Annotated in this window: 28 protein-coding genes; 15 read left to right on the plus strand and 13 right to left on the minus strand. The window is 70.2% G+C overall.

Annotated elements, in window-relative coordinates:
- Window positions 1–24 precede the first annotated feature (24 nt).
- Window positions 25–843: a DUF58 domain-containing protein gene (locus tag BLR02_RS01475; RefSeq protein ID WP_342670548.1), complete on the minus strand. Its 819-nt coding sequence runs from the start codon at window positions 841–843 to the stop codon at window positions 25–27.
- A 68-nt stretch (window positions 844–911) separates the two neighbouring features.
- Window positions 912–1,934 (minus strand): AAA family ATPase, encoded by a 1,023-nt coding sequence (locus tag BLR02_RS01480; protein WP_090659782.1) that lies wholly within the window; start codon window positions 1,932–1,934, stop codon window positions 912–914.
- Between the two features lie 107 nt (window positions 1,935–2,041).
- Here BLR02_RS01480 and BLR02_RS01485 point away from each other — a divergent pair, with 107 nt between their 5' ends.
- From BLR02_RS01485 to BLR02_RS01515, 7 genes are read left to right on the plus strand one after another with little or no spacing between them, the layout of a single operon-like run.
- Window positions 2,042–2,662, plus strand: coding sequence for a DUF1285 domain-containing protein (locus BLR02_RS01485; RefSeq protein ID WP_342670549.1), 621 nt, complete (start codon window positions 2,042–2,044; stop codon window positions 2,660–2,662).
- 10 nt (window positions 2,663–2,672) lie between these two features.
- A complete protein-coding gene (locus BLR02_RS01490; protein ID WP_090560615.1) occupies window positions 2,673–3,260 on the plus strand; it encodes a CoA pyrophosphatase in 588 nt (195 codons plus the stop codon).
- 3 nt (window positions 3,261–3,263) lie between these two features.
- Entirely contained in the window at window positions 3,264–3,515 is a 252-nt protein-coding gene (locus BLR02_RS01495; RefSeq protein ID WP_090659785.1) for a hypothetical protein, read from the plus strand.
- Window positions 3,512–4,723, plus strand: a complete 1,212-nt coding sequence (locus tag BLR02_RS01500) for a CCA tRNA nucleotidyltransferase (protein WP_176849321.1) — start codon at window positions 3,512–3,514, stop codon at window positions 4,721–4,723. The genes BLR02_RS01495 and BLR02_RS01500 overlap by 4 nt, the downstream gene beginning before the upstream one ends.
- A 10-nt stretch (window positions 4,724–4,733) precedes the next feature.
- Complete coding sequence (locus BLR02_RS01505; protein ID WP_090659791.1) at window positions 4,734–6,497, plus strand: ABC transporter ATP-binding protein; 1,764 nt, start codon at window positions 4,734–4,736, stop codon at window positions 6,495–6,497.
- A complete protein-coding gene (locus tag BLR02_RS01510; protein WP_090659794.1) occupies window positions 6,497–7,669 on the plus strand; it encodes an MFS transporter in 1,173 nt (390 codons plus the stop codon). The genes BLR02_RS01505 and BLR02_RS01510 overlap by 1 nt, the downstream gene beginning before the upstream one ends.
- A gap of 7 nt (window positions 7,670–7,676) precedes the next feature.
- On the plus strand, window positions 7,677–7,991 hold the full coding sequence (locus BLR02_RS01515) for a DMT family transporter (protein ID WP_090560620.1): 315 nt from the start codon (window positions 7,677–7,679) through the stop codon (window positions 7,989–7,991).
- A 37-nt stretch (window positions 7,992–8,028) separates the two neighbouring features.
- Here BLR02_RS01515 and BLR02_RS30780 read toward each other — a convergent pair whose 3' ends face one another.
- Window positions 8,029–8,160 (minus strand): hypothetical protein, encoded by a 132-nt coding sequence (locus BLR02_RS30780; RefSeq protein WP_256336727.1) that lies wholly within the window; start codon window positions 8,158–8,160, stop codon window positions 8,029–8,031.
- A gap of 151 nt (window positions 8,161–8,311) precedes the next feature.
- On the opposite strand from BLR02_RS30780, the gene sdhC reads away from it, so the two are divergent.
- The 5 genes from sdhC to BLR02_RS01540 are packed head-to-tail and all read left to right on the plus strand — an operon-like array spanning window position 8,312 to window position 13,415.
- Window positions 8,312–8,758: a succinate dehydrogenase, cytochrome b556 subunit gene (gene sdhC, locus BLR02_RS01520; RefSeq protein WP_090560621.1), complete on the plus strand. Its 447-nt coding sequence runs from the start codon at window positions 8,312–8,314 to the stop codon at window positions 8,756–8,758.
- A gap of 13 nt (window positions 8,759–8,771) precedes the next feature.
- Complete coding sequence (sdhD, locus tag BLR02_RS01525; RefSeq protein WP_090560622.1) at window positions 8,772–9,170, plus strand: succinate dehydrogenase, hydrophobic membrane anchor protein; 399 nt, start codon at window positions 8,772–8,774, stop codon at window positions 9,168–9,170.
- A gap of 32 nt (window positions 9,171–9,202) precedes the next feature.
- Window positions 9,203–11,014, plus strand: a complete 1,812-nt coding sequence (sdhA, locus tag BLR02_RS01530) for a succinate dehydrogenase flavoprotein subunit (RefSeq protein WP_090659796.1) — start codon at window positions 9,203–9,205, stop codon at window positions 11,012–11,014.
- Window positions 11,015–11,029: 15 nt separating this feature from the next.
- Window positions 11,030–11,815 (plus strand): succinate dehydrogenase iron-sulfur subunit, encoded by a 786-nt coding sequence (locus tag BLR02_RS01535; protein WP_090560624.1) that lies wholly within the window; start codon window positions 11,030–11,032, stop codon window positions 11,813–11,815.
- A 37-nt stretch (window positions 11,816–11,852) separates the two neighbouring features.
- Window positions 11,853–13,415 carry an ABC transporter substrate-binding protein gene (locus BLR02_RS01540; protein ID WP_176849322.1) on the plus strand — a complete coding sequence of 521 codons (1,563 nt, stop codon included), beginning with the start codon at window positions 11,853–11,855 and terminating at the stop codon, window positions 13,413–13,415.
- 3 nt (window positions 13,416–13,418) lie between these two features.
- Here the strand turns inward: BLR02_RS01540 and BLR02_RS01545 are convergent, their stop codons facing one another.
- From BLR02_RS01545 to BLR02_RS01560, 4 genes are all read right to left on the minus strand, one after another.
- A complete protein-coding gene (locus BLR02_RS01545) occupies window positions 13,419–13,757 on the minus strand; it encodes an acyl carrier protein (RefSeq protein ID WP_090659798.1) in 339 nt (112 codons plus the stop codon).
- 64 nt (window positions 13,758–13,821) lie between these two features.
- Complete coding sequence (locus BLR02_RS01550) at window positions 13,822–14,382, minus strand: peptidoglycan-binding domain-containing protein (protein ID WP_176849323.1); 561 nt, start codon at window positions 14,380–14,382, stop codon at window positions 13,822–13,824.
- Between the two features lie 51 nt (window positions 14,383–14,433).
- Window positions 14,434–15,825, minus strand: coding sequence for an amidase (locus BLR02_RS01555; RefSeq protein ID WP_090659806.1), 1,392 nt, complete (start codon window positions 15,823–15,825; stop codon window positions 14,434–14,436).
- An 11-nt stretch (window positions 15,826–15,836) separates the two neighbouring features.
- Window positions 15,837–16,598 carry a sulfite exporter TauE/SafE family protein gene (locus BLR02_RS01560; RefSeq protein WP_090659809.1) on the minus strand — a complete coding sequence of 254 codons (762 nt, stop codon included), beginning with the start codon at window positions 16,596–16,598 and terminating at the stop codon, window positions 15,837–15,839.
- Window positions 16,599–16,696: 98 nt separating this feature from the next.
- Between BLR02_RS01560 and BLR02_RS01565 the strand changes: the two genes are divergently transcribed.
- Window positions 16,697–17,623: a BKACE family enzyme gene (locus tag BLR02_RS01565; protein WP_090560629.1), complete on the plus strand. Its 927-nt coding sequence runs from the start codon at window positions 16,697–16,699 to the stop codon at window positions 17,621–17,623.
- Window positions 17,624–17,663: 40 nt separating this feature from the next.
- Here BLR02_RS01565 and BLR02_RS01570 read toward each other — a convergent pair whose 3' ends face one another.
- Window positions 17,664–18,452: a DUF4394 domain-containing protein gene (locus BLR02_RS01570; RefSeq protein ID WP_176849324.1), complete on the minus strand. Its 789-nt coding sequence runs from the start codon at window positions 18,450–18,452 to the stop codon at window positions 17,664–17,666.
- A 188-nt stretch (window positions 18,453–18,640) separates the two neighbouring features.
- Here BLR02_RS01570 and BLR02_RS29205 point away from each other — a divergent pair, with 188 nt between their 5' ends.
- Window positions 18,641–18,796, plus strand: a complete 156-nt coding sequence (locus tag BLR02_RS29205) for a hypothetical protein (protein ID WP_176849325.1) — start codon at window positions 18,641–18,643, stop codon at window positions 18,794–18,796.
- Window positions 18,797–19,028: 232 nt separating this feature from the next.
- Here BLR02_RS29205 and BLR02_RS01575 read toward each other — a convergent pair whose 3' ends face one another.
- Genes BLR02_RS01575 through BLR02_RS01585 form a run of 3 tightly spaced genes read right to left on the minus strand, consistent with a single transcriptional unit; the run spans window position 19,029 to window position 20,886 of the window.
- On the minus strand, window positions 19,029–19,733 hold the full coding sequence (locus tag BLR02_RS01575; RefSeq protein ID WP_090659811.1) for an anti-sigma factor: 705 nt from the start codon (window positions 19,731–19,733) through the stop codon (window positions 19,029–19,031).
- Window positions 19,730–20,269: a sigma-70 family RNA polymerase sigma factor gene (locus BLR02_RS01580; RefSeq protein WP_090560632.1), complete on the minus strand. Its 540-nt coding sequence runs from the start codon at window positions 20,267–20,269 to the stop codon at window positions 19,730–19,732. The genes BLR02_RS01575 and BLR02_RS01580 overlap by 4 nt, the downstream gene beginning before the upstream one ends.
- A 2-nt stretch (window positions 20,270–20,271) precedes the next feature.
- A complete protein-coding gene (locus tag BLR02_RS01585; protein WP_143018012.1) occupies window positions 20,272–20,886 on the minus strand; it encodes a hypothetical protein in 615 nt (204 codons plus the stop codon).
- A 35-nt stretch (window positions 20,887–20,921) separates the two neighbouring features.
- On the opposite strand from BLR02_RS01585, the gene BLR02_RS01590 reads away from it, so the two are divergent.
- Entirely contained in the window at window positions 20,922–21,755 is an 834-nt protein-coding gene (locus tag BLR02_RS01590; RefSeq protein WP_090659817.1) for an aldo/keto reductase, read from the plus strand.
- On the opposite strand, the gene BLR02_RS01595 is transcribed toward BLR02_RS01590, so the two are convergent.
- Together BLR02_RS01595 and BLR02_RS01600 are read right to left on the minus strand one after the other, a co-directional pair.
- A complete protein-coding gene (locus BLR02_RS01595) occupies window positions 21,724–23,016 on the minus strand; it encodes a capsule biosynthesis protein (RefSeq protein WP_090659819.1) in 1,293 nt (430 codons plus the stop codon). The two genes, BLR02_RS01590 and BLR02_RS01595, sit on opposite strands and share 32 nt — an antisense overlap.
- An 80-nt stretch (window positions 23,017–23,096) precedes the next feature.
- On the minus strand, window positions 23,097–23,882 hold the full coding sequence (locus tag BLR02_RS01600) for a formyltransferase family protein (protein WP_090659822.1): 786 nt from the start codon (window positions 23,880–23,882) through the stop codon (window positions 23,097–23,099).
- Window positions 23,883–23,888: the final 6 nt, after the last annotated feature.

Here is a 23,888-nt window from a genome sequence, read left to right on the forward strand (position 1 = left end):
TCACTCCACCTATGTGGTCGCTATTCAGTCTGGCGCGAGGGCTTGCCACAGCGCCAGCAAAGCCTGTGCCGGGGGCTGGTCGGTCCGATGGGTGATGAAGGTCCAGCCCGCCGCGGCGGCAATGGCCGCCAGGCCGGCGCGGTGCTGCCGCAGCCGCTCGGCATAGAGGCCGCGCACCGTCTCCACCCGTGGCACCAGTACCGAGCCATCGCCTCGCCATTCGAACAGGACGCGGCCGCTATAGAGGCGGTTGCCCTCGCCCAGCGTTTCCTCCTCCGGGTCGAGCACCTGCAGGATATGGCCGCGCACCGGATGGGCGGCGAGCGCCGCCACCGCGGCATGGATCTCCTCCAGCGGGGTCAGGAAATCGCCGATCAGCACCGCACGGGCATGGCGCGGCAGGCTGGGATCAACGGGGGGCAGGGAGCGGGACTTGCCGATGGCGGAGACGGTCTCGACCACCGAGGTCAACCCCGCCCGCCCGCTATGGCTACGCCCGCCGCCGCCGATCAGCCGCACCCGCTCGCCGCCGCGCAGCACGAGGGAGGCAAGGGCCGCCAGCAGCAGATCCGCCCGCTCGCGCTTCGAGGCGTGCCCTGGCGAGGATCGCCATTCCATGGAGCGGGAGGCATCGCTCCAGAGGGCAACCGTCTGAGCCGCCTCCCACTCCGTCTCGCGGATGAAGAGGCGGTCGGATTTGGCGCTTTGCCGCCAGTCGATGCGGGTGGCCGAGTCACCAGGCAGGAAGGGACGGAACTGCCAGAAGGCATCGCCCTGGCCGCTGCGCCGCCGGCCATGGACGCCCTGCATGACGGTCGCCGCCACCCGGTCGGCCGCGACCACCAGGGGTGGCAGGCGGGCGCCGAGCGCCTCCGCCCGCAGGGTCCCCGCCCGATGGGTTCGCGGCGCGTTCAGGCGATGCGGTCCTTCAGCGTGGTGATCACATCGGCCAGCTGCACGCCATCGGCGCGGGCGGAGAAGGTCAGGGCCATGCGGTGGCGCAGCACCGGCTCGGCCAGCGCCAGCACATCCTCGACCGAGGGGGCGAGGCGGCCATCCAGCACCGCCCGCGCCCGGGTCGCCAGCATCAGCGCCTGGGCAGCGCGCGGGCCCGGGCCCCAGGCGAGCTGGCGGCGGACGGCCTCGATGGGCGATCCCTCCGGCCGGGCGCCGCGGACCAGGGTGAGGATGGCATCCAGCACGCTCTCGCCGACCGGGATGCGGCGGATCAGCGCCTGGGCGGCCATCAGCTCGCCGGCGCTGAGGGCCTGGACAGGCTTCGCCTCGCGGGCGCCGGTCGTCGCCAGTAGCATGGCGCGCTCGGCGGCCTCATCCGGATAGCCGATCTCGACCTCGAGCAGGAAGCGGTCGAGCTGGGCCTCGGGCAGCGGATAGGTGCCTTCCTGCTCGATCGGGTTCTGGGTCGCCAACACATGGAAGGGAGCGGGCAGGGGATGCGCCACGCCGGCGACGGCCACCCGCTGCTCCTGCATCGCCTGCAACAGGGCGGACTGGGTGCGCGGGCTGGCGCGGTTGATCTCGTCGGCCATCAGCAGCTGGCAGAAGACCGGACCGGGCAGGAAGCGAAAGGCCCGCCGGCCCGCCTCGCCCTCCTCCAGCACCTCTGAGCCGATGATGTCCGCCGGCATCAGGTCGGGCGTGAACTGCACCCGCTTGGCATCCAGCCCGAGCACCGCCCCCAGCGTCTCGACCAGCTTGGTCTTGCCAAGGCCGGGCAGGCCGACCAGCAGCGCATGCCCGCCGGAGAGCAGGGTGATGAGCGTGTGGTCCACCACGGCCTGCTGACCAAAAATGACGCGGCCGATGGAGTCGCGGACCTGGCGGAGGCGATCACCGAGCGCCTCGACATCGGCGACCAATGTTGCGGCATCTGCCGAATGGTTACTCAATCCTGTATCCGCCACTTCAACCATCCCGGGCTCGATCCCTATATGACCCCCAGCGCTTCGAAAGCGAGGCGCCCCGGGGACAGATGGCGTCACGGGACAGGGAGCGGCAGTAGCCTATGGCCTCGCAGGGCATGGACAAAGCGGTGAATGGGGAGGGCGGCGTGCAGGACGGAGTGATCGGCCGGGCCGCGACGCAGGTCCCGGCAGGGAAAGCAGGCAAGCTGGCGCGACCGCGCCCGCAGCCTCAGAACTTCCAGATGCGGATCGACCGCAACGGAACCTGGTACTATCAGGGCAGTCCCATCAACCGGAAGGAGCTGGTCTGCCTCTTCGCCAGCGTGCTTCGGCGCGAGGCCGATGGCAGCTACTGGCTGGAGACGCCGGTGGAGCGCGGCCGCATCGAGGTCGAGGACGCCCCCTTCGTCGCCGTCGAGATGTGCTGGAAGGATTGCGACTGCGGCGATGGCAGCCCGCGGCAATGCCTCAGCTTCCGCACCAATCTCGACGAGATCGTCACCGCCAATGCCGAGCACCCGATCCGGGTGCATCTCTGCCCCCGCACGCGGGAGCCGCGCCCCTATGTGACGATCCGCCCCGGCCTCGAGGCCAAAATCAACCGTGCCGTCTTCTATGAGCTGGTCGCGCTCGGCCAGACCGAGATGGTCGATGGCCGCGAGATGCTGGGTGTCTGGTCGGAAGGCGTCTTCTTCCCGATCGACGAGGTCCGTTCGCTGGAGGCGGCGGCGGAGTGACCAGGCGTCGATGACCGCCGCCGAGATCGCGGCGCGCATGGCTGATCCGGCGGCGCTAGCCAGGGCCGGCGCTACCGCCTCCGATGACTCCGAAGGGTTGAGTCCCGCCCGGATGATCGGCGCCGCGGTGCTGGTGCCGATCGTCCTCCATCCGCGGCCCGGCGTGCTGCTGACGCTGCGGGCGGCGAAGATGTCCTCCCATGCCGGGCAGGTGAGCTTCCCGGGCGGCCGGATCGAAGCCGGCGAGACGCCGGAGGCCGCGGCGGTGCGAGAGGCGGCGGAGGAGGTCGGGCTCGATCCCCGCCTGCCCGAATTGCTCGGGCGGCTGCCACCCCATGCAACGGGCACCGGTTTCCGTATCACCCCGATCGTTGGCCTGGTGCCGCCGCCGCTCAACCTGACACCGGAGCCCGGCGAGGTGGAGGAGGCCTTCGAGCTCCCGCTTTCCGTCGTGCTGGACCCAGAGGCGCCGGAGCGGCGCCGGGCGGAGTTCAGGGGGCGTATGCGGGAATTCTGGGTCTGGCCGCATGAGCGGCATTATATCTGGGGGGCGACGGCGGCCATCCTGGTCAACCTCGCCCGGGTCCTGCGCGGATAATCCTTGGCCTTACTTATCGAGCTGCTTCTGTTCGTCACGCCCTTCGCTGGCTTCCTGCTCTGGCGCCGGCTCAATCCCGGCCGGCCGGTGCCGGCGCGGGTGGTCTGGCTGCTGGCGGCCGGCATTCTCTGCGGCCTCGGTGGCGCCATCTGGTATGGGTTCTCGGTGAGCATCGCGCCGGACAGCGTCTATGTCCCGGCCCAGCTCGGGCCGGGTGGCCAGGTCATCCCGCATCGGTCCGAGCCGCGGCGATGAGCGACCCCCCCATGCAGCGCATCCCGCCGCCCGCCTTGCTGGGACGCGGTGCGCCGGCCGCGGTGCTGGCCGCCCTGCCGGGCGCGAGGGCGGTCGGCGGGGCGGTGCGCGATGCCTTGGCCGGGCGGCCCGTGCATGACGTCGACGTGGCGGCGCCGCTGCCGCCCGAGGCGATCGCCGCGCGGCTGCGCGAGGCCGGGCTCAAGGTCTTCGAGACCGGCCTGGCCCATGGCACGGTGACTGCCGTGCTGGAGCGGGAGCCGGTGGAGGTGACCAGCCTCCGCCGCGACCTGACGACCGATGGCCGCCATGCGGAGGTCGAATGGACGACCGACTGGCGGGAGGATGCGGCCCGGCGCGACTTCACCATCAACGCCATGTCGCTCTCCGCCGCGGGCGACCTCTGGGACTATTTCGGCGGGCGCCAGGATCTGGCGGCCGGCCGCGTCCGCTTCGTCGGCGACCCGGCGACGCGGCTGCGCGAGGACTACCTCCGGGCCCTGCGCTTCTTCCGCTTCCAGGCCCGCTACGGCCGTGGCGCGCCGGATCCGGCGGCGGTGGCGGCGATCCGGGCGGCGGTGCCGGGGCTTGCGCGGCTTTCGGCCGAGCGGGTCTGGATGGAGATCAAGCGGCTGCTGCAGGCCCCTGACCCGCGGGAGGCGCTGGCGCTGATGGCGGAGACGGGCGTGCTCGGCGCCGTGCTGCCCGAGGCGGCCGAGCCTCGCCTGCTCGGGCGGCTGGTGGAGATCGGCGCGCCGGTCGAGCCGCTGCTCCGGATCGCCGCGCTGCTGGCTCGGGAGGCGGTGGATGGGGTAGCCCGCCGGCTGCGCCTGTCCGGCGAGGAACGCGCCACGCTCGAAGCCCTGCTTGGCCCGCCTCGGCCCGTGCCCGGCGATGACGATGCGGCGTTGCGCCGCCTGCTGGCGACCGGCAGCCAGGCCGCGGTGCTGGGCCGCGCCTGGCTGGCCGAGGCCGCGCAGGATGGCGAGGGCTGGGCCGAGCTGCGTCGCCGGATCGAGGCGCTGCCGCAGCCGGTCTTCCCCCTGCAAGGCCGCGATGCGCTGGCGGCCGGGCTCCCGCCGGGCCCGGTTGTGGGGCGGCTGCTGGCCGCGCTCCGCGCCTGGTGGCTGGAGGGCGGCTGCGTCGCCGACCGCGAGACCTGCCTCCTCCGGCTGCGGGAGTTGGCCGCCGGGGCGACCAGAGGTTAAACCCCCCGGCATGGCCATCGACCCGTCTTCCCGCGCCCTTATCGCCCGACTGGGGCGCGACTACCTGGGCCACCACCGGCGAGGCATCCTGCTCGCCATCCTCTGCACCCTGCTGCTGGCGGGCCTGACGGCGCTCTACCCGATCGTGATCCAGCAGGGTTTCGACCGCTTTTCCTCTGGCGACACCACGATCGCCTGGATGATCCCGCCCGTGATCATCGCCGTGACCTGCCTGAAGGCACTGGCGCAATTCGGCCAGGCCGTCTCGGTGCAGGCGGTGGTGCTGCGGGTGATCGAGGGGGTTCAGAATGACCTGTTCCGGGCGCTGACCCGGGCCGACCTGGCCGCCGTCACCGCCGATGCGCCCGCACGCCATGCCAGCCGCTTCACCGTGGATGCGGCGGCGATCCGCGAGGCGCTGACGAAATCGATCAATGGCGGGGCGGATGTGCTCACCGTCATCGGCCTCGTCGCCTCCATGGTCTGGCTGGACTGGCAGATGTCGCTGATCGCCGCGGTGATGTATCCGATCGCGGTGGTGCCGATCCTCCGCCTCGGCAAGCGCATCCGCCGCGCTTCGGGCGGCATGCAGGAGCGGATGGGCGAGACGGCGGCGCAGCTCACCGAGAGCTTCGGCGCCGCCCGCGTGGTCCGTGCCTACAGGCTGGAGGCGCAGGAGGAGGGGCGGGCGGCCCGGACCTTCGCCGAGTTGCGAGCATCCCTGCTCGGCATCGCCCGCATCCGGGCCAGCCTCGACCCGATGCTGGAGGCGCTGGGCGGCATCGCCGTCGCCGCCGTGCTGGCCTTCGTCGGCTGGCGGGTGGCGCAGGGGGAGGGGACCGTCGGCGAGTTCACCGGCTTCGTCGCCGCGCTGCTGATTGCCTCCCGCCCCGTGCGTGCCCTCGGTTCGCTGAATGCTGCCCTGCAGGAAGGGCTGGCCGGCCTCTCCCGCGTCTTCGCCGTGATGGATCGGCCGCGGCTGGTGGTGGAGGCGCCGGAGGCGCAGCCACTGCCGGCGGGCCAGGGGCGCATCGAATTCGCCGATGTCGGCTTCCATTACGCCGGCACGGCCGAGCCGGCGCTGGAGGGGCTCAGCTTCACCGCGGAGCCGGGGCAGACGGTGGCGCTGGTCGGGCCCTCGGGGGCAGGCAAGTCCACCGCCCTCGCCCTGGTGCCCCGCCTGCATGACGCGAGCGCCGGCGCGGTGCGGATCGATGGCGCGGATGTGCGGGCGGTGACGCTCGCCTCGCTGCGCGATGCCATCGCCTATGTGGGCCAGGATGCGGTGATCTTCGACGATACGGCCTTCGCCAACATCGCGTGCGGCCGGCCGGGCGTGACCTCGGCCGAGGTGGAGGAGGCTGCCCGTGCGGCGGCGGCGCATGACTTCATCGCTGGCCTGCCCCAGGGCTATGCGACACCCCTCGGCCCGGGCGGAGGGCGGCTCTCGGGCGGGCAGAAGCAGCGCGTGGCGCTGGCCCGCGCCCTGCTGCGCGACCCGCGTGTATTGCTGCTCGATGAAGCGACCAGCGCCCTCGATGCGGAGAATGAAGCCTTCGTCTCCGCCGCCCTGGCCCGGCTGCGCCAGGGGCGGACGACCCTCGTCATCGCCCACCGGCTGGCGACGGTGCGGGATGCCGACCTCATCGTGGTGATGGAGGCGGGCCGGGCCGTGGAACAGGGCAGCCACGCCAGGCTGATGGCCGCTGGCGGCCTCTATGCCCGGCTGGTGCGCACCCAATTCGGCCCCGCCGAGCCGCAGCCGGCCGCCTGATGGCGCGGCTCAACCGATGGACCGAGCTGCTGCTGCTCGGCTTTGCCCGCATCTCGATGGGGCTGCAATTCCAGGCGGTCGGGGCACTTGGCCCGCTGCTGGTGGGGCCGCTGGTGCCCGACTACACCGGCCTCGGCAGCCTGATCGGCGCCTATTCCCTGGCCGGCGTCGTGTTGGCCCTGCCGGCTGGATGGCTGCTTTCGCGTTTCGGCGACGGCCGAATTCTTCGCCTCGGGCTGCTGCTGATGACACTCGGCGGGCTGGCGATGGCGGCGGCGCCAGGCTTCTGGTCGGCCATGGCGGGGCGCCTGGTTTCGGGCGGCGGCTCGGCGCTACTGACCATCGCCTGCGCCAAGCTGGTGCTCGACCGCTTCGCCGGCCGCAGCCTGGCGCCGGCCATGGGGGTGATGCTCTCGGCTTGGCCGATCGGCATCGCCCTGGCTCTCCTGCTGCTGCCGCTTTTCGGCGAGGCGTGGCGGATGGGCCTGCTGGCAGCGGCGTTGCTCTGCGCGGCCGGGCTGCTCGCCATTGCCTGGGGCGTGCCGGCCGAGAGGCCGGCTGCGGCAAGCGCCCCACGGGCCGGGCGGCTGCTGCCGGGGGAGTGGCTGCCGCTGCTGACGGTCGGCGCCCTCTGGGCGACCTACAACGCTGCCTATGCCGTGGTGCTCGGCTTCCTGCCTGCATTCCTGGTCGCGGCGGGGGAGAGCGCCGCATCGGCCGGTGCGGTGGCCTCGCTGGTCGGCTGGGCGATCTTGCCGCTGCTGCCGCTCGGCGGGGCGCTGGCGGAGCGGCTGGGCCGGCCGCTGCTCGCCTGCGGCCTTTGCATGGCGGCGATGGCGGCTGCCCTGCTGGCCCTGCTGGCGGGGGCGCCGTCGGCATTGGCGCTGATCGGCTTCGGCCTGCTGGCAGGGCCACCGGCCAGCCTCATCATGGCGCTGCTCGGCCGCGTGCTCTCGGCCGAGAGCCGGGCCTTCGGTGTCGGCATCCACTACATGATGTTCTATGGCGGCCTGGCGCTGTTGCCGCCGCTCGCGGGATGGCTCAGGGACAGGACAGGCTCGCCCGCGGCGCCGATGCTGGGGGCGGTTGGCTTCCTGCTGCTCTCGCTCGTCCTGCTGGCCGCGATCGGGTGGCAATTGCGGCCGGCGCAGCGGCTGGCCAGGATGGGGTAGCTGATTGATGGCATGGATCTGGCTGACGATCGCCGGCGGCCTCGAAATCCTCTGGGCGGTGTTGTTGAAATACACCGAGGGTTTCACGCGCCTGCTGCCGAGCCTGGCAACCGTCGCCGCCATGGCGGTGAGCTTCTACTGCATGTCGCGGGCCCTGCAGCTGCTGCCGATGGGGACGGTCTATGCCGTCTGGGTCGGCATCGGCGCAGCAGGCACCGCGCTTTGGGGCATGGCGATGGAGGGTGAGCCGGCAAGCGCCGGTCGCATCCTCTGCCTTGTCCTCATCCTCGCCGGAGTCGCGGGATTGAAAGCCACCAGTTGACCAAGAAGGGAACCCCGGCAGGCCGCACAGCGCTCGGTCAGTGCAGCGCCTTCCAGATCGCGAGCATCGCCGAGCTGGCGAGGATCAGCTTGTACAGAGCCTCGACGAGGGGCTGCAGCCGCTGGCTGAGCGGGCGACGGGCGGGGTCGGGGGGTTGGGAATCGGCCATGGGAACAGGATAACATTCCTATAGGCCGAGGTGGTGATCCTTCCGTCTTCGTCTCGTGGAATTGACGCTTTGCCGCAGAGCACAATAATAGCCCCTAATCGATGCGCGCCGTGGCCGAAGTGGCACGCGCACCCCCGGAGTGGATGACCAGATGCCCATCATGCAGGACTCGCGCGACGCGACCATGAACGGTCGCCGATCAGATGGCTCGCCCGTGAAACGGCCGCTCTCGCCGCACCTGCAGGTCTATGACATGCTGCAGATGACGAGCGCCCTGTCGATCAGCAGCCGCATCACCGGCGCGGCCTGGTCGGTCGGCCTTCTGCTGATGGTCTGGTGGCTGGTGGCCGCCGCGGCTGGCCCCGAGGCCTTCGCCGACGTACAGTGGTTCATGTCCTCCTTCCTCGGCATGCTCGGCCTGTTCGGCCTGACGGCGGCCGCCTGGTTCCACACGCTGAACGGGGTGCGCCATCTCGCCTGGGATGCCGGCTACGGCTACCAGATCCAGGACACCTACCGCACCGGGCGCTGGGTGCTGATCGGCACGGCCGTGGCCACCGTGCTGACCTGGGTCATCGCCATCATCGCCTGGGGCTGAGGGACGCATCGCCATGGCTAATGAATATGCCAACAACACCACAATGCGCTCGCCGCTCGGCCGCGTGCGCGGCCTCGGCTCCGCCAAGGGCGGCACGCATCACTGGTGGATGCAGCGCGTCACCTCGATCGCGCTGCTGCCGCTGACGATCTGGTTCGCCCTGTCCGCGGCGACGCTCGCCGGTGCCTCCTATGTCGAGACGGTGGCCTGGATCGGCCGGCCCTGGAACGCGGTGCTGCTGCTGGCCACCATCGGCCTCAGCTTCCACCACACCGCCGCCGGCGTGCAGGTGATCATCGAAGATTATGCCAACCAGGAATGGGTGAAGATGGGTGGCATTCTGGCAGTCAAGGCCATCTGTGTCCTGCTGGCGCTGGCTTCGGCGCTCGCGGTCCTGCGGATCGCGGTCTGAGGCCGGCCCCCTGAGATGAATGGATCGATGCGATGAACGCTATCACGATGCCGTCCCGTGGCTCCTACCGGATCGTCGACCACACCTATGACGTGGTGGTGGTCGGCGCCGGCGGTGCCGGGCTGCGCGCCACCTTCGGCATGGGCGCGGCGGGCTTGAAGACCGCCTGCATTACCAAGGTCTTCCCGACCCGCAGCCACACCGTCGCGGCCCAGGGCGGCGTCGGCGCCGCGCTCGGCAATATGGGCGAGGATGACTGGCGCTGGCACATGTACGACACCGTGAAGGGGTCGGACTGGCTCGGCGACCAGGATGCCATCGAATACATGTGCCGCGAGGCGATCCCCGCCATCATCGAGCTGGAGCATTACGGCGTGCCGTTCTCCCGCACCGAGGACGGCAAGATCTACCAGCGGCCCTTCGGCGGCCACATGCAGAATTACGGCAAGACCCCGGCCATGCGCGCCTGTGCCGCGGCCGACCGGACGGGCCATGCCATCCTGCACACCCTCTATCAGCAGTCGCTGAAGCATAACTGCGAATTCTTTGTCGAGTACATCGCCCTTGACCTCATCATGGACGATGAGGGTGCCTGCCGCGGCGTCACGGCCTGGTGCCTCGAGGACGGCTCGATCCATCGCTTCCGCGCCCAGACCACGGTGCTGGCAACGGGCGGCTATGGCCGGGCCTATTTCTCCTGCACCTCCGCCCATACCTGCACCGGCGACGGCAATGCCATGGCGCTGCGGGCCGGCCTGCCGCTGCAGGATCAGGAATTTGTCCAGTTCCACCCGACCGGCATCTACGGCTCCGGCTGCCTCGTCACCGAGGGCGCGCGCGGCGAGGGCGGCTACCTGACCAACTCCGAGGGCGAGCGCTTCATGGAGCGCTATGCGCCGACGGCGAAGGACCTCGCCTCGCGCGACGTCGTCTCCCGTGCCATGTCGATGGAGATCCGCGAGGGCCGCGGCGTCGGGCCGCAGAAGGACCACATCCACCTGCATCTCGAGCATCTCGGCGCCGACCTGCTGCATGAGCGGCTGCCCGGCATCTCCGAGACGGCGAAGATCTTCGCCGGCGTGGACGTGACGAAGGAGCCGATCCCGATGCTGCCCACCGTCCACTACAACATGGGCGGCATCCCGACCAACATCCACACCGAGGTGCTGAACCCGACCGCACAGGACCAGGATCGCACCGTCCCCGGCCTGATGGCGGTGGGCGAGGCGGCCTGCGTCTCGGTCCATGGCGCCAACCGGCTCGGCACCAACTCGCTGCTCGACCTTGTCGTCTTCGGCCGCGCCGCGGCGCACCGGGCGGCGGAGACGATCAAGCCGGGTGCCTCCCAGCCGGCGCTGCCGTCCCGCGCCGGCGAGAAGGCGCTCGACCGCTTCGACCGCGTCCGCAACGCGAAGGGCAGCACCCCCGTCGCCGAGCTGCGCGGCAACATGCAGAAGACGATGCAGACCCATGCCGCCGTCTTCCGCACCTCGGAGCTGCTGGCCGAGGGCGTCGAGAAGATGAAGAAGGTCCAGGCCGCCTACGCGGATATCCGCGTCGCGGACCGCAGCCTGATCTGGAACAGCGACCTCGTGGAGGCGCTGGAGCTCGACAACCTGATCGGCAATGCCGTCACCACCGTCGTCAGCGCCGATGCCCGCAAGGAGAGCCGCGGCGCCCATGCGCAGGAGGACTATCCCGAGCGCGACGACGCCAACTGGATGAAACACACCCTGGCCTGGGTCGGCGAGAATGGCGAGGTCAAGCTCGACTACCGCGATGTGAAGATGCGGACCTTGACCAACGAGGTCCAGGTCTTCCCCCCCAAGGCGCGCGTGTACTAAAGGACCGCACCCCCAATGGCTACTTTCACGCTGCCGAAGAATTCGACGATCCAGCCCGGCAAGACCCACAAGGCTGAGGCTGGGGCGAAGAACGTCAAGGCCTTCAAGATCTACCGCTGGGACCCGGATAGCGGCGAGAACCCGCGTACCGACACCTATGAGATCGATCTCGAGAAGTGCGGGCCGATGGTCCTCGACGCGCTGATCAAGATCAAGAACGAGGTGGACACCACGCTGACCTTCCGGCGGTCCTGCCGCGAGGGCATCTGTGGTTCCTGCTCGATGAATATCGACGGGTTGAACACCCTCGCCTGCCTCAAGCCGATCGACGACAATGTCTCGGGCGAGGTGAAGATCTACCCGCTGCCGCATCTGCCGGTGGTGAAGGACCTGGTGCCGGACCTCTCCCAGCTCTACGCCCAGCTTCGCAGCGTCGAGCCCTGGCTGAAGTCCGAGACCCCGCCGCCGCCGGATGGCGAGCGCCTGCAGAGCAAGGACGAGCGGGCGAAGCTCGACGGGCTGTGGGAATGCATCCTCTGCTTCTGCTGCTCGACCGCCTGCCCCTCCTACTGGTGGAACGGCGACCGGTATCTCGGCCCGGCGGTGCTGCTGCAGGCCTATCGCTGGATTGCGGATAGCCGCGACGAGGCGACGGGCGAGCGGCTGGACAACCTGCAGGACCCGTTCCGGCTCTATCGCTGCCACACCATCATGAACTGCGCCCGGACCTGCCCGAAGGGGCTGAACCCGGCCGCGGCGATCGGCAAGATCAAGCAGATGATGGTCGAACGGGAGACCTGATGCTGTAGGCTCCCGGGCAAAAGCCCGGGAGCGTTCCATGCGAAGACTGCTTACGCTGGCGGCCTGCCTCCTCTGGATGCAGGACGCCGCCGCCCAGAGCCTGACCATCGGCAATGCGGCCGTGGTCACCACCATCGACCCCCACTACCACAATCTCGGGCCGAACAACGCGCTCGGGATGCAGATCTTCGACCGGCTGGTGGACCGGGATGGGCAGGCGCAGCCCTATGCGTCTTTGGCCGAGAGCTATCAGGCGATCAGCGATACGGTCTGGGCGTTCAAGCTACGGCGTGGTGTCACCTGGCATGACGGCCGGCCTTTCACAGCCGATGACGTGGTCTTCACCTTCGCCCGAGTGCCGGATGTGCCGAACAGCCCGGGCGGCTTCGGTGGCTTCCTGCGGGCCATCGCCCGCGTCGAGGTGGTGGACGCCCATACCATCCACATTCATACCCACCAGCCCCATCCGCTGCTGCCGCTGGATCTTGCCTCGGTCAGCATCATCGCGCGGCACGCGGCCGAAGGCGCCCAGACCGAGGACTACAACAGCGGCCGCGCCTCCATCGGCACCGGGCCCTACCGGCTCTCGGCTTATCGGTCCGGCGACCGGGTGGAGCTGGTGCGGCATGACGCCTATTGGGGCGAGCGGGAGCCCTGGGCGCGGGTCACCATCCGCTTCCTGTTGAATGATGGTGCCCGTACCGCGGCCTTGCTCTCGGGCGATGTGGATCTGATCGAGCAGATTCCGACCAGCGACCTCGCCCGGCTGCGCCGCGACCCGAAGCTCGTCGTGACGGAGAGCCCCAGCACCCGCACCGCTTTCCTCTCGCCCGACTATTCCCGCACCGGCGCGACGCCGCTGGTGACGGACAATGCCGGCACCCCCTTGCCGGCCAATCCCTTCCACGACGCCCGCATCCGCCGCGCCCTGTCCATGGCGATCAACCGCGAGGCCCTGGTGGAGCGCGTGATGGAGGGCGCGGCCGAGGCTACCGCCCAATGGCTGCCGCGCGGCGCTTTCGGCTACAACCCCGACATCCGGCCGCGCGCCTTCGACCCGGAAGGCGCCCGCCGCCTCCTCGCCGAGGCCGGCTTCCCCGAGGGCTTCCGGCTGGTACTCGCCACGCCGAACGACCGCTGGCCGAATGACAGCCGCCTTGCCCAGGCCGTGGCGCAGATGTGGACGCGCATCGGCGTGCGCACCCAGGTGGACGCCATGCCCTTCGCCGCCTTCGTGCCGCGCCGGTCTCGGCAGGAGCATGCCATGCAGCTCGGCGCCTGGGGCAGCTCGACCGGAGAGGGGTCGAACTACCTGCTGGCCATCGTCTCAACCTATGACCGGCAGCGGCTGACCGGCGCCTCGAACATGACGCGTCACTCCGATCCGCGCTTTGACGCGCTGCTGCTGCGCGGCGCGGCGACGATGGATGATGCGGAGCGGGAGGCGATCTGGCGCAAGGCGGTGGCGCTCTATGCCGAGGAGGAGCCGATGATCCAGCTGGTGCAGTACGTCAACACCTGGGCCCATCGCCGCGGGCTGCGGCACGAGCCTCGGATGGACGAACGCACCATTGCCATGGGCATCCGCCCGGCGCCGTAGTGGCTATGGCATCCCCGGGTTCGCGGCACGACATGTCACCGCGAAGCCCCCGGATATGAAGTCGGGCTGCTTGTAGAAGCCCTTCAGCCAGCTCGCCAGCATGCAGAGCTCCTCCAGCCGGAGGACCTCGTCCAGCGTTCCCTCCGGGAAGCGGATGCCGAAACTCTCGTCGATGATCCGGAGCACGTCCTCGACCTGTTCCAGCCCGAGGCCCAGCTCGGTTTCGAGCTTGGCATGCCGGGTCAGCTTCGCCTCATCGATCCCGTAGTCATCGCGGATGACCTTCACGATCCAGCGGAACATGGTCATCCAGTTCTTCACCTCGGCGGTCGATCTGGACATGAGGCTGCCATCACCCGTGAGCCGTGCGAGACCGGCAGGCTAACGGGTGATGGCAAAGAAACCCCTACCGCACAGGGGCGGCGAGGTTGTTGGGATCGAGGCCGAGCGCCGCCGCCGTCGCCGGGTTGACCTGTCCTGTCGCCTGGAGCCCACGGCCCTGCTGGAAGCGCTCGATGGCGGATTGCGTGCCGGCTCCCCAGGCGCCATCCACCGGGCCGCGATAGAAATTCATCGCCCGTAGCCGGTTCTGGATGTTGCGCACCGCGGCTGGGCTCAGCGGATCGGTCGCCATGGCGGCTGGCGTGCCGGGTGCGGGGCCGGCGGTTGGGCCGGCCGCCAGCAACTCGGACGGGCCGAGGCCGAGCGTCGCCGCCGTCGCCTGGTTCAACTGACCGGAAACCTGCAGGCCGCGGCTCTGCTGGAAGCGCTCCAGCGCCGCCTGGCTGTCCGGGCCCCAGACGCCGTCCGGCCGGCCGGCATAGAGGCCTGCCTGCCGCAGCCGCTCCTGCACCTGCGTCACCGCCGCCGGAGCAAGTGGCTGCATATAGATCAGAGAGGGTGCCTGCTGGGCGGCCGCGCTACCGGCCACGACCAGCCCCGCCAGAATGATTCCGTGAAACCGCATCGTTCCTGCTCCCGACTTGTCGGAAGCGAAACACATTAACCCGGCAAGGGTTCAGCCTGAAATCGGATCGATATTCTCCAGCATCCAGCGGGCGAGGCCGGTGACGCGCGCATCCTGGTGAATCTGGCCCATCACCTGCACGCCCACCGGCATTCCCCCCACGGCCAGCAACGGGATGGTCACGGCCGGGGCGAAGAGCATGGAGGAGGGTGCATTGAAAACGAAGTCGCCGGTCGGTCGTGGATCGAGCGGCTCGCCAGGCTGGTCCCCCGACCAGACGGGTGCCGGGCCGGGGCAGGCGAGGGCGATGACCGCATCGGCCAGCGGCGCGATGCGGATGAAGCGCGCCTGGGCCTCTTCCCGGCGGGCCAGGGCTGCCTGGTAGTCGCTATGGGTCATGGCTTCGGCCCGGGCCAGCACTGCCTTGCCGCGGGGGCTGATGGCCTCCGGGTCCTGGTCGAGCAGGTTGCGCTGGCCCCAGCGGTTCTCCCAGCCGGTGATGGCACCGCAGATCGCGCGTCCCTCGGCGATGCCCGCCTCGAAGGCCTCGATCAGGGGGTGGTCGCGCCGGCGCAGCAGGGTGACGCCAGCCGCCTGCAGCCGCTCCAGCAGGGTCTCGAAGGCCGCCCGGCTTGCCGCGTCCAGCGCTGCCCACCCCTCCGTTTCCATGACGATCAGGCGCTCGGGCCTCGCGGCGGCGGGCGGCACGGCGGGGCCCATCAGCCCGGGCGTTCCGCGATCCCCACCGCAGCGCGCGGCGATCTCGATCGCCACCTGCCACATATCCTCGATGCAGCCGGCATGCGGGCCATGGGTGCTCTGGCTGGTTGCCTGGCGCTCGCCGCGATTGATCCCGCCCTGGCTCGGCTTCAGCGCCACATTGCCGCAATAGGCCGCCGGCCGGATGATGGAGCCGCCGACCTGGGTGCCGATCGCCGCCGGCACCATCCGCGCCCCGACCGCTGCGGCCGAGCCGGAGGAGGAGCCGCCCGGCGTACGTGCCGGATCGAATGGGTTGGTGGTCGGGCCGGGGTGGGAGCCGCCGAGCTCGGTGGTGACCGTCTTGCCCAGCACCACCGCGCCCGCCTGGCGCAGCGCCCAGACGGCGGCATTGTCCCGCTTCGGAAAATGGCCGCGATAGCCGGCGCAGCCCATCTCGGTCGGCATGTCCCGCGTCTCGAGCAGATCCTTGATGCCGATCGGCATGCCATCGATCGGCGAGAGCGGCCGCCCCTCGCGCCAGCGGGCGGTGCTGGCATCCGCCGCCGCCCGGGCGCCTGCCTCGTTGAGGGTGGCCCAGGCCTGCACCACCGGCTCCCGCGCCGCAATGGTCTCGAGGCAGCGTTCCAGCCAGGCACGGGGCGTATCCGCCCCGGCGGCGAAGCGCGGCACGGATTCGTGCCAGCGCAGCGCATGGAAATCCCGTGGCGAATACTGGTCCATCCCGCAGCCTCCTATCGCAAGAACCGGTCCCAGAGCGGCAAGCCGAGCAGGGCGGCCAGCCCGATCATGGCATAGCAGCCGAGGCGGAAGCTCCGCTCGCTGGCCAGGCCGAACATCCGTGTCCCCAGCCAGATGCCGATCCCATAGACCGGCGCTGCAACCAGGAAGGGCGCCGCCAGCGCCGGCGTCAGCAGCCCCGCCGCGGCATAGGCAAGGCCGACGAGCACGCCGCCGGCGGCGAGGAACAGGCCGAAGGAGGCGCGCACCCGCCAGGCCGGGCCGGGCTGGCCGAGCAGATAGGCCATCACCGGCGGACCGCTCACCATGGCGACCCCGCCCAGCACCCCGCCGGCGAGCCCGACGCCGAGCGTCGCGGCAAGGCTCGGCCGACCCTGGAACCGCCAGCCGGAGACGAGAAGGGCAAGCAGGCCGAGGATGCCGATGGCGATGCCCCATCGCAGGGCGAGCGGGTCGGCATAGACCAGCAGGGCGGCGCCGATCGGGGTGCCGGCCAGCGCCCCGAGCGCCAGCAGCCCGACCTGCGGCCGATCCGCCAGCCGCCAGGCGGTCGGCGTGAGCAGGAGGATCGCCAGGACCTCGACCAGCAGCATCAGCGGCGCCGCCCCTTGTGGCCCGAGTGCCGCCGAGGCGAGGGGGACGAAGATCAGCGCCGCCCCGAAGCCCGAGAAGCCCCGTGCCAGGCCGCCCGCGAAGGCCGCGCCCAGCAGCCATCCGAGCGCCGCCCCGCGGGGCCATGCATCGAGCCAGACCATCCGGCGCAGTCTGGCCCGCGCCGGGCACGGCGTGAAGCCTTCACGCCGTGCCGCGTCCCGCCGATAGTGCCGGCATATCCATCGGGAGGAGAGACCGCATGTCGAAGGTCATCATCAGCGTCGCCGTCACCGGGGCGATCCACACCCCCAGCATGTCCGACTACCTGCCCATCACCCCGCAGGAGATCGCCGAGCAGTCGATCGCCGCTGCGGAGGCAGGCGCGGCCATCATCCACCTCCATGCGCGGGACCCGAATGACGGCAGGCCGACGCCGGACCCGAAGGTCTTCATGCAGTTCCTGCCGGTGATCAAGCAGTCGACCGATGCGGTGATCAACATCACCACCGGCGGCGGGCTCGGCATGTCGGTGGATGAGCGTCTCGCCGCGCCGCTGCAGGCGAAGCCCGAGATGTGCTCGCTCAACATGGGCTCGATGAACTTCAACATCTCGGGCAGTGCCGCCCGGATCAAGAATTTCAAATACGAGTGGGAGCGGCCCTACCTCGAGGGCACGACCGACTTCATCTTCCGCAACACCTTCAAGGATATCGAGCAGATCGTGGAGCGGCTGGGCAAGGGCCACGGCACGCGCTTCGAGTTCGAGTGCTACGACGTCGGCCATCTCTACAACCTGGCCCATATGCTCGACCGCAAGGTGGTGGAGCCGCCGCTTTTCACCCAGACGATCTTCGGCATCCTCGGCGGTGTCGGCGCCGAGCCGCGCAACCTGCTGTTCATGAAGGAGACGGCGGACCGGCTCTTCGGCAAGGATTATGTCTGGTCCGTGCTGGCGGCGGGGCGCAACCAGATGCCCTTCACCACCATGGCCGGCATGCTGGGCGGCAATGTGCGCGTCGGTCTCGAGGACTCGCTGTGGCTCGGCAAGGGCGTGCAGGCGAAGAGCAATGCCGAGCAGGTGGCGAAGATCCGCCGCATCCTCGAGGAGTTGAGCCTCGAGATCGCCACGCCCGCCGAGGCGCGGCAGATCCTGGCGCTGAAGGGCGGCGACAAGGTCGGCTTTTGATGGGATGCGGGGCGGCGGCTGCCCGCCGCCCCGCAGAGGCCTACTGCATGACCGCGATGTCGATGACCTCGGCCTGCGGCAAACCGCTGACGGCGCCGACCGGCATCGCCTTGCCGTTCGAGAGATCGACATGGTGCAGCGTGTTGCTTGCGAGCAGCACCGCCATGTTGCCGCCGCCTGCCTCGGGCATGATGTCGAAGGCAACGCCGACCGGCAGGTTGGCCGCTATCTCGCCACGCGGCTGCTGCACGCCGTCATTCGGCGGGGCCTGGAGGTTCAGGCTGCGGCTCAGCGTGTCGACGGTGTAGAGCATGGTCGCGGTCGCACCCGGCATGCTGTTGGTATAGGCGCCGGCGACGACACGCGGGGTCGTCTCCGCCCAGGGCGTGCCGGCCTGGTACTTCAGCGTGCCGTCCTTCACCACCGCGCCGGTCTCCACATTGACGCGGAAATTGACGCCGCTCATCCCCATGACGCGCAGGCGGTCGGCGACCGGGTTGAAGTCGATCGTGGCGCGGCCGCCGCTCTCGAAGCGCTCGGACAGGCGGCTCACCAGGGTGGCGCGGCCGGTCGTCGCGTCGATGGTGACGATCTGGCCGGCATCGGTCAGGCCATAGAGCTTCATATCGGCCGGACGCACATCGATGCCAAGCAGCCGGCCCTCGATGCCGGTGACGCGGATCGGGGTCATGGCGCGGCGGCTCTGGCTGTCGATGCGGAGAAGATGGTTGTCGGCGGTGAGGCCGACCAGGGTCGCGGCCTCGGCCCCGGCGGCCGAAAGAAGGAAGGCGGCGCCGGCAGCGAGCATCATGCGGGTGGTGCGGGTCATGGCAGCGTCTCTCCGAAAGGACGCGGCGACCATTTCGGTGCCGCTGGCTGCTTTACGGAGGGATGGCTGAGCCAGATGCGCCCTCCGCCATCACGGACGCGCGATAAAAATTCCCGGGCAAAGGCCGGTCAGGTGGAGGCCCTGGCCGGCGTAATCCACTTCGTCACACGGCGGGTAGCGGCGTTCCCATGAGCACCACGAACGGAAACGCCCTAGCCTCGGAAACCCGCAAGAACGAAGAGCAGCAGCATCACGCCGAGGAAGATACCGCCTTGGACCAGCTGCGACAGGCGGCCCTGCTGGTCCTGCTCGCGCGGTTCCGCCCCACGACGGGGGCGGGCTGAGTTCATATCCGACATCGTTCAGGCCTCCCGGCCAACGAGAGGAGAGTGCCAAGCCTGACTAAGCAAGGCACAGGGCAGGACGTGGCCGGGCATGCATGTCTCCGCACAAGACGCATGTGCCAGGATTGGCACGGGCGACCGGTCTCGATTCACGCGACGCCGGCAGCACGCTTCTAGCAATTGTTAAACCGTTACGCATTCTGAAAAACGTGTAACGGCCAAGGATTGAAATTCAGCTTGAGCCCGCGGCGGTCAGCCGGCCGATAAAGAGGATCGGCCCGGTCGGTCGTCCGGTGGGCGAACCACCCGGCGGTTCGAGGCTGATCTCGATCAGCATGCCCGGTTCCGGCCGGATGCTGGCCGCGCTGACCGTCAGCCTGCCTTCGGGGGGGATGAGGCCGAGCGAGGTCGGCGCCGTCGCACCGGGCGGCAGGGCCCAGAGCTGCATCGCCCGGTCCGGCTCGAGCTGACGCGGGTTGAGCGAGGCGAGCCGCAATGTGCCGGAAGGACTGGCCTCGACCACCCAGGCCGGCTGGTCCCGCTGAGTCAGCAACACGGTCATCAGCCTCGCCGGCTCGGGCGCGGGACGGGTGACGAGCAGTGCCGCCAGCCCGGCTGCCACCGCGCTGGCGCCGATCGCCCAGCCACGCCAGGGATCGAGCCAGCGGCTGTACCGCGCAGCGGAGCGGGCGGCGGCAGGGCGGGCCGCCCCCGGCAGGGCTGCCTCGATCCGGTCCCACAGACCCGCGGGTGGCGCCTCCGCCTCGGCCAGTTGCGTCAAGGGACCTAGGCGGGCCTCCCAGGCCCGTACCGCAGTGCGGAGGGCGGCATCGGCGGGCAGTGCCGCCTCCAGTTCTGCCGCCGCCCGGGCGTCGAGCGTACCGAGCACGTATTCGCCGGCGAGGATGTCGCGTTCCTGTGGATCGGTCGGGATCATGTGAGGCACTCCCGCAATTGCAGGAGGCCGCGCCGGATCCAGGCCTTCACGGTGCCGAGCGGGAGGTCGAGCCGCGCCGCCACCTGGGCATGTGACAGCCCGTGGACGAAGGCGAGGAGGATGCCCTTGCGATTCTTCTCGTCGAGCGCCGCAAGGCAATCCCGCAGGCGCCGCCCCTCGGCGCTGGCGGCGACCCGCTCCAGGGCTTCGGGGGCCACCGCCTGGTCGCCGAGGGCGGGGTCGTCGGTCGGCAACTCCCGCCCGCGCTTCCGCGCCAAGTCGAGCGCCGCGTGGCGGACGATGGCACCGAGCCAGGCGGACGCATCGCCGCGTGCCGGATCGAATTGCGCGGCGCGTTGGCTGATACGGAGGAAGGCGTCCTGCACCGCATCCGCCGAGGCCTCCCGATCGCGCAGGATGGCCTGGGCGATGCCGAAGAGCCGTGTCGCCTGCTGCTGGAAAAGCGCCCGGAGCGCGCCACGGTCGCCCCGGGCGATATGATCGAGGAGGTCAGCCGGGGAGGATTCAGCCCGCATGGTCACTGCCCGAACAGCCGGAAGAGACGCTGTAGCAACTCCCGCGCATCGACGCCCAGCGGGGGCTCCGTGGTGGGCATGGCCTCGCGTGGGGCTTGGCGGGCGAAGCGGGCCACCGCCTCCCGCGTGCCGGAGAGGCGGAGCTCCACCGGATCGGCCGTGCTGCTGCCGCTCCCGGGACCTACGAGGCGCAGCAGGGCACGGTCCGCCTGCAGCACCTCGGTTTCCATCCGCGCGGCATCCTCGGCGCGCGGAGCGCAAACGATGTTGCGGCCTTCGAGTCCGCACGGCATCTCCACCATGCGATTCGGTGGAAAGCGCAGCTGTGCCGCACCCGAGATCGCCAGCAACCCACGCGTCACGCTGTCCAGCGTCAGCTCCCGCGCGGTGACGGCTGGAACCAGCCGGCCGCCCCGGTCGATGATCTCGAAGGCCACGCCGGTGTCCGAGGCACGCTCGACCGCCTCCCGGTGGCGAAGCAGGCAGCTCGCACGGTCGGTCATCCGGTCGGTGGCGCAGGCGAGGCGCCAGCTCCCGATCTCCTCGATGGGCTGCGCTAGGCCGGGGCGGCAGGCCAGGAGGAGCAGGGCAAGGCATGATGGGACTATACGCAGCATGAGGCCGAGCATAGGCCGGGACGGAGAAGCGCGGAATGGTAGCAACGGTTGAGTTGGCGGACGGGACATTGGTTCCGACCCTTGGCCAGGGCACCTGGCATATGGGCGAGCGCGGCGCCGACCGGCGGCGCGAGGCCGAGGCGCTCCGCCTTGGCCTCGATCTCGGCATGACGCTGATCGATACCGCCGAGATGTACGCCGAAGGCGGCGCCGAGGAGGTGGTGGCCGAGGCCATCGCCGGGCGGCGCAGCGATATCTTCCTCGTCTCCAAGGTCTATCCTCATAATGCAGGTGGCAGGAAGCTGGTGGCGGCGCTGGAGCGCAGCCTCGCGCGCCTCCGAACCGAGTTCCTCGACCTCTATCTGCTCCATTGGCGGGGCTCCGTACCCCTCGAGGATACGGTCGAGGCGATGGAGCGGATGCGCGAGGCGGGCAAGATTCACCGTTGGGGTGTCTCGAACCTCGATATCGATGACCTGGAGGAACTGGGCCCGGCGCTGGCCGACTGCGCGACGGATCAGGTGCTCTACAACCTCGAGCATCGCGGGGTTGAGTTCGACCTGCTGCCTTTCTGCCAGCGGCACCGCATGCCGGTGATGGCCTATAGCCCGGTCGGCCAGGGCGGGGCGCTGCTGCGCCATCCGGCGCTGCAGGCGGTGGCGGAGCGGCTTGGGGCGACGCCGGCCCAGGTGGCGATCGCCTGGACCCTGCGGCAGCCGCAGGTCATCAGCATCCCGAAAGCGGCCGATGCTGCGCATGTCCGGCTGAATGCCGCCGCGGCCGGACTCCGCCTCGCGCCGGAGGATCTGGCGGCGCTGGATGCCGCCTTCCCGCCGCCTAGGCGGAAGCGGGCACTGGCGATGTTGTAGCCGCCTCGGGCATCGGCCGGTTCAGCAGCCGGAGATGCAGCCGCCGTACCGTGCCTGCCACGGCAACATCGAGGCCGGGGCGCGTGTAGTAGCAGCCGCGGACATGCAGGCAGGCGGCGATGGCACGGATGAAATCGGCGGCGAGGCCTGGCTCCGGCGGCTCCGCTTCGCGCCAGAAGCGGTCGAGCCCGCCCTGCCAGGCGAGGCCCGGCACGTTATAGACCGCCTGGCCGAGCGGCAGGGTGGACCGGCCCATGGCGATGGATTTCACCCCGACCGTACTGTTCACCGTCACGGTGCCGCGGCAAGCCTCGATCACCACCTCCATGGGCAGCGCCCCACCCAGATAGTGCACCCGATCGGCGACGCCGGCAGCGGCGGCGATCCGCCGGACCCGCCGCGCCCAGGCCTTCAACCCGGGATCCAGCGGATGGACCTTCACCAACAGCCGCGCCTCGGGCGGTGCATGGCGGGCGAAGCTCGCCACCGTCTCGGCGATGGCGCTGTCCATATCCGGGAAGCGGGAATAGGCCCGGATCGAATAGTCCGTCTCCATCTGCATGGCGAAGAGGAAGAGCGGCACGCCGAGCGTGCCGAGCTCGGCCAGGCTTCGTGCTGCCGCCCGCGTCTCCCGTTTGCGGAGCAGCAAGCGGAGCGCCGTGCCGAGATAGGCCGGGATGGGAGGGTGCAGCAGGAAGCTGCGGTAATGCGGAAACGGCAACGGCAGCAGCGAGGCGAGGTGGAACAACACGTCCCACCGCGCCTGGGTGGCGAAGCTGTCGCGGTGGTGCTCGCGCAGATCGGGTTCCGGACTTTGCGCGGCGAGGGTGCGGATCGCGGCCGGGTCTCGCGGAAAGCGGCTGTCCGCGCCCAGGCCGTCCCGCTCCAGCACCACCCAATCGGGGCGGAGATAGCCGAAATCGGTCGCCGTCACGGCGATGCCGCGGGAATGGGCCAGGGCGATCGCGGGCTTGTGGTAGGGCCGCTGCTCGCCGAGCAGCACGAGATCGGTGATGCGGTGGCGGTCGAGGAAGCCGGCGAGGAAGCCGGGCCAGTCCTGAAACCGGCCGCGGTAGTCCACGGCCCCTGGCCCCTCCCAAAACAGCCGGTCGCCAAGGCAGAGATTGATCCGCCAGGCATCATGCCCCAGCGCCCGGAGGCCCTCCGCAACCTCCGCGAAGAAGGGGCTGATCGGTCCCTGCAGGAACAGGAAGCGGCGTGGGGCGGCCGCTTCGGGGTGGTGCGCCTTGATGTATGCCATGCCCGGTCTTGCCTGCCTCGGCGAGTGCCCCGTCGCAAGGTCCTGCGGGAGGCCAGGGATTTTCAGTTTGATATCGTAATTTAATGGCGATACGCAAGCCGGAGCGCGGTGCGGACGTCACCTGGACCGACAAGCTGCCGCCCACGCCGTGCCAGCCCACGAAGGAGCCGCGGCGGTGGGAAGGGACAGTAGGGCAGGGGAGACACCTCACGCACTCGGTCCCGGGCGGCGGCGATATCGGCGATGCTGCCTGTCAGCAGCGGCACGCCGGCCTGATGCAGTGCGCGGGCGGCGCCGCTGGCGGAAATACCCGGCGGCAGCGGCACGGCGCGCTGGGCGAGGATGGCGCCGGCATCGATCCGCGGGACCAGCCGGTGGATGGTGACGCCGAATTCCGGCTCCGGCTCGGCCAGGGCCCAGATCGTTGGAACCGGCCCGCGATGCCGTGGCAGCAGCGAGGGGTGCAGGTTGATGCCCCCGCATGGCGCCAGCGCCAGCGTCTCGGGCGTGAAGATCTGGTCGAAATGGCAGGAGACCAGCAGCGTTGGCCGCGCCGCGCGGATGGCCTCGGCCATGGCGGGCCCATTCACATCCTCCACCTCGATCAGCGGCGCGCCTGCCGCCTTGGCCAGCGCCGCCAGGCGGGCGGGATGCGGGCGCAGGCCGTAATTGACGGCGAGGTAGGGGAGCAGCCGTGGCCCGGAGCGGCGAAGATGTCGCCAGGCCTGCCGCACCGGATGGTTCGCCGCACGGCGGAAGGGCTGCGACCGGCCGATCAGCACGAGATCCTCCCCAAGGGCGAGGATGAGATCCTCAACTGCCCCTGCGCTCAGGGCGCTCTCCAGGGTGAAGAGGGCAATGCGCAAGGCGGA

The organism is Belnapia rosea (assembly GCF_900101615.1).
GTDB lineage: Bacteria > Pseudomonadota > Alphaproteobacteria > Acetobacterales > Acetobacteraceae > Belnapia > Belnapia rosea.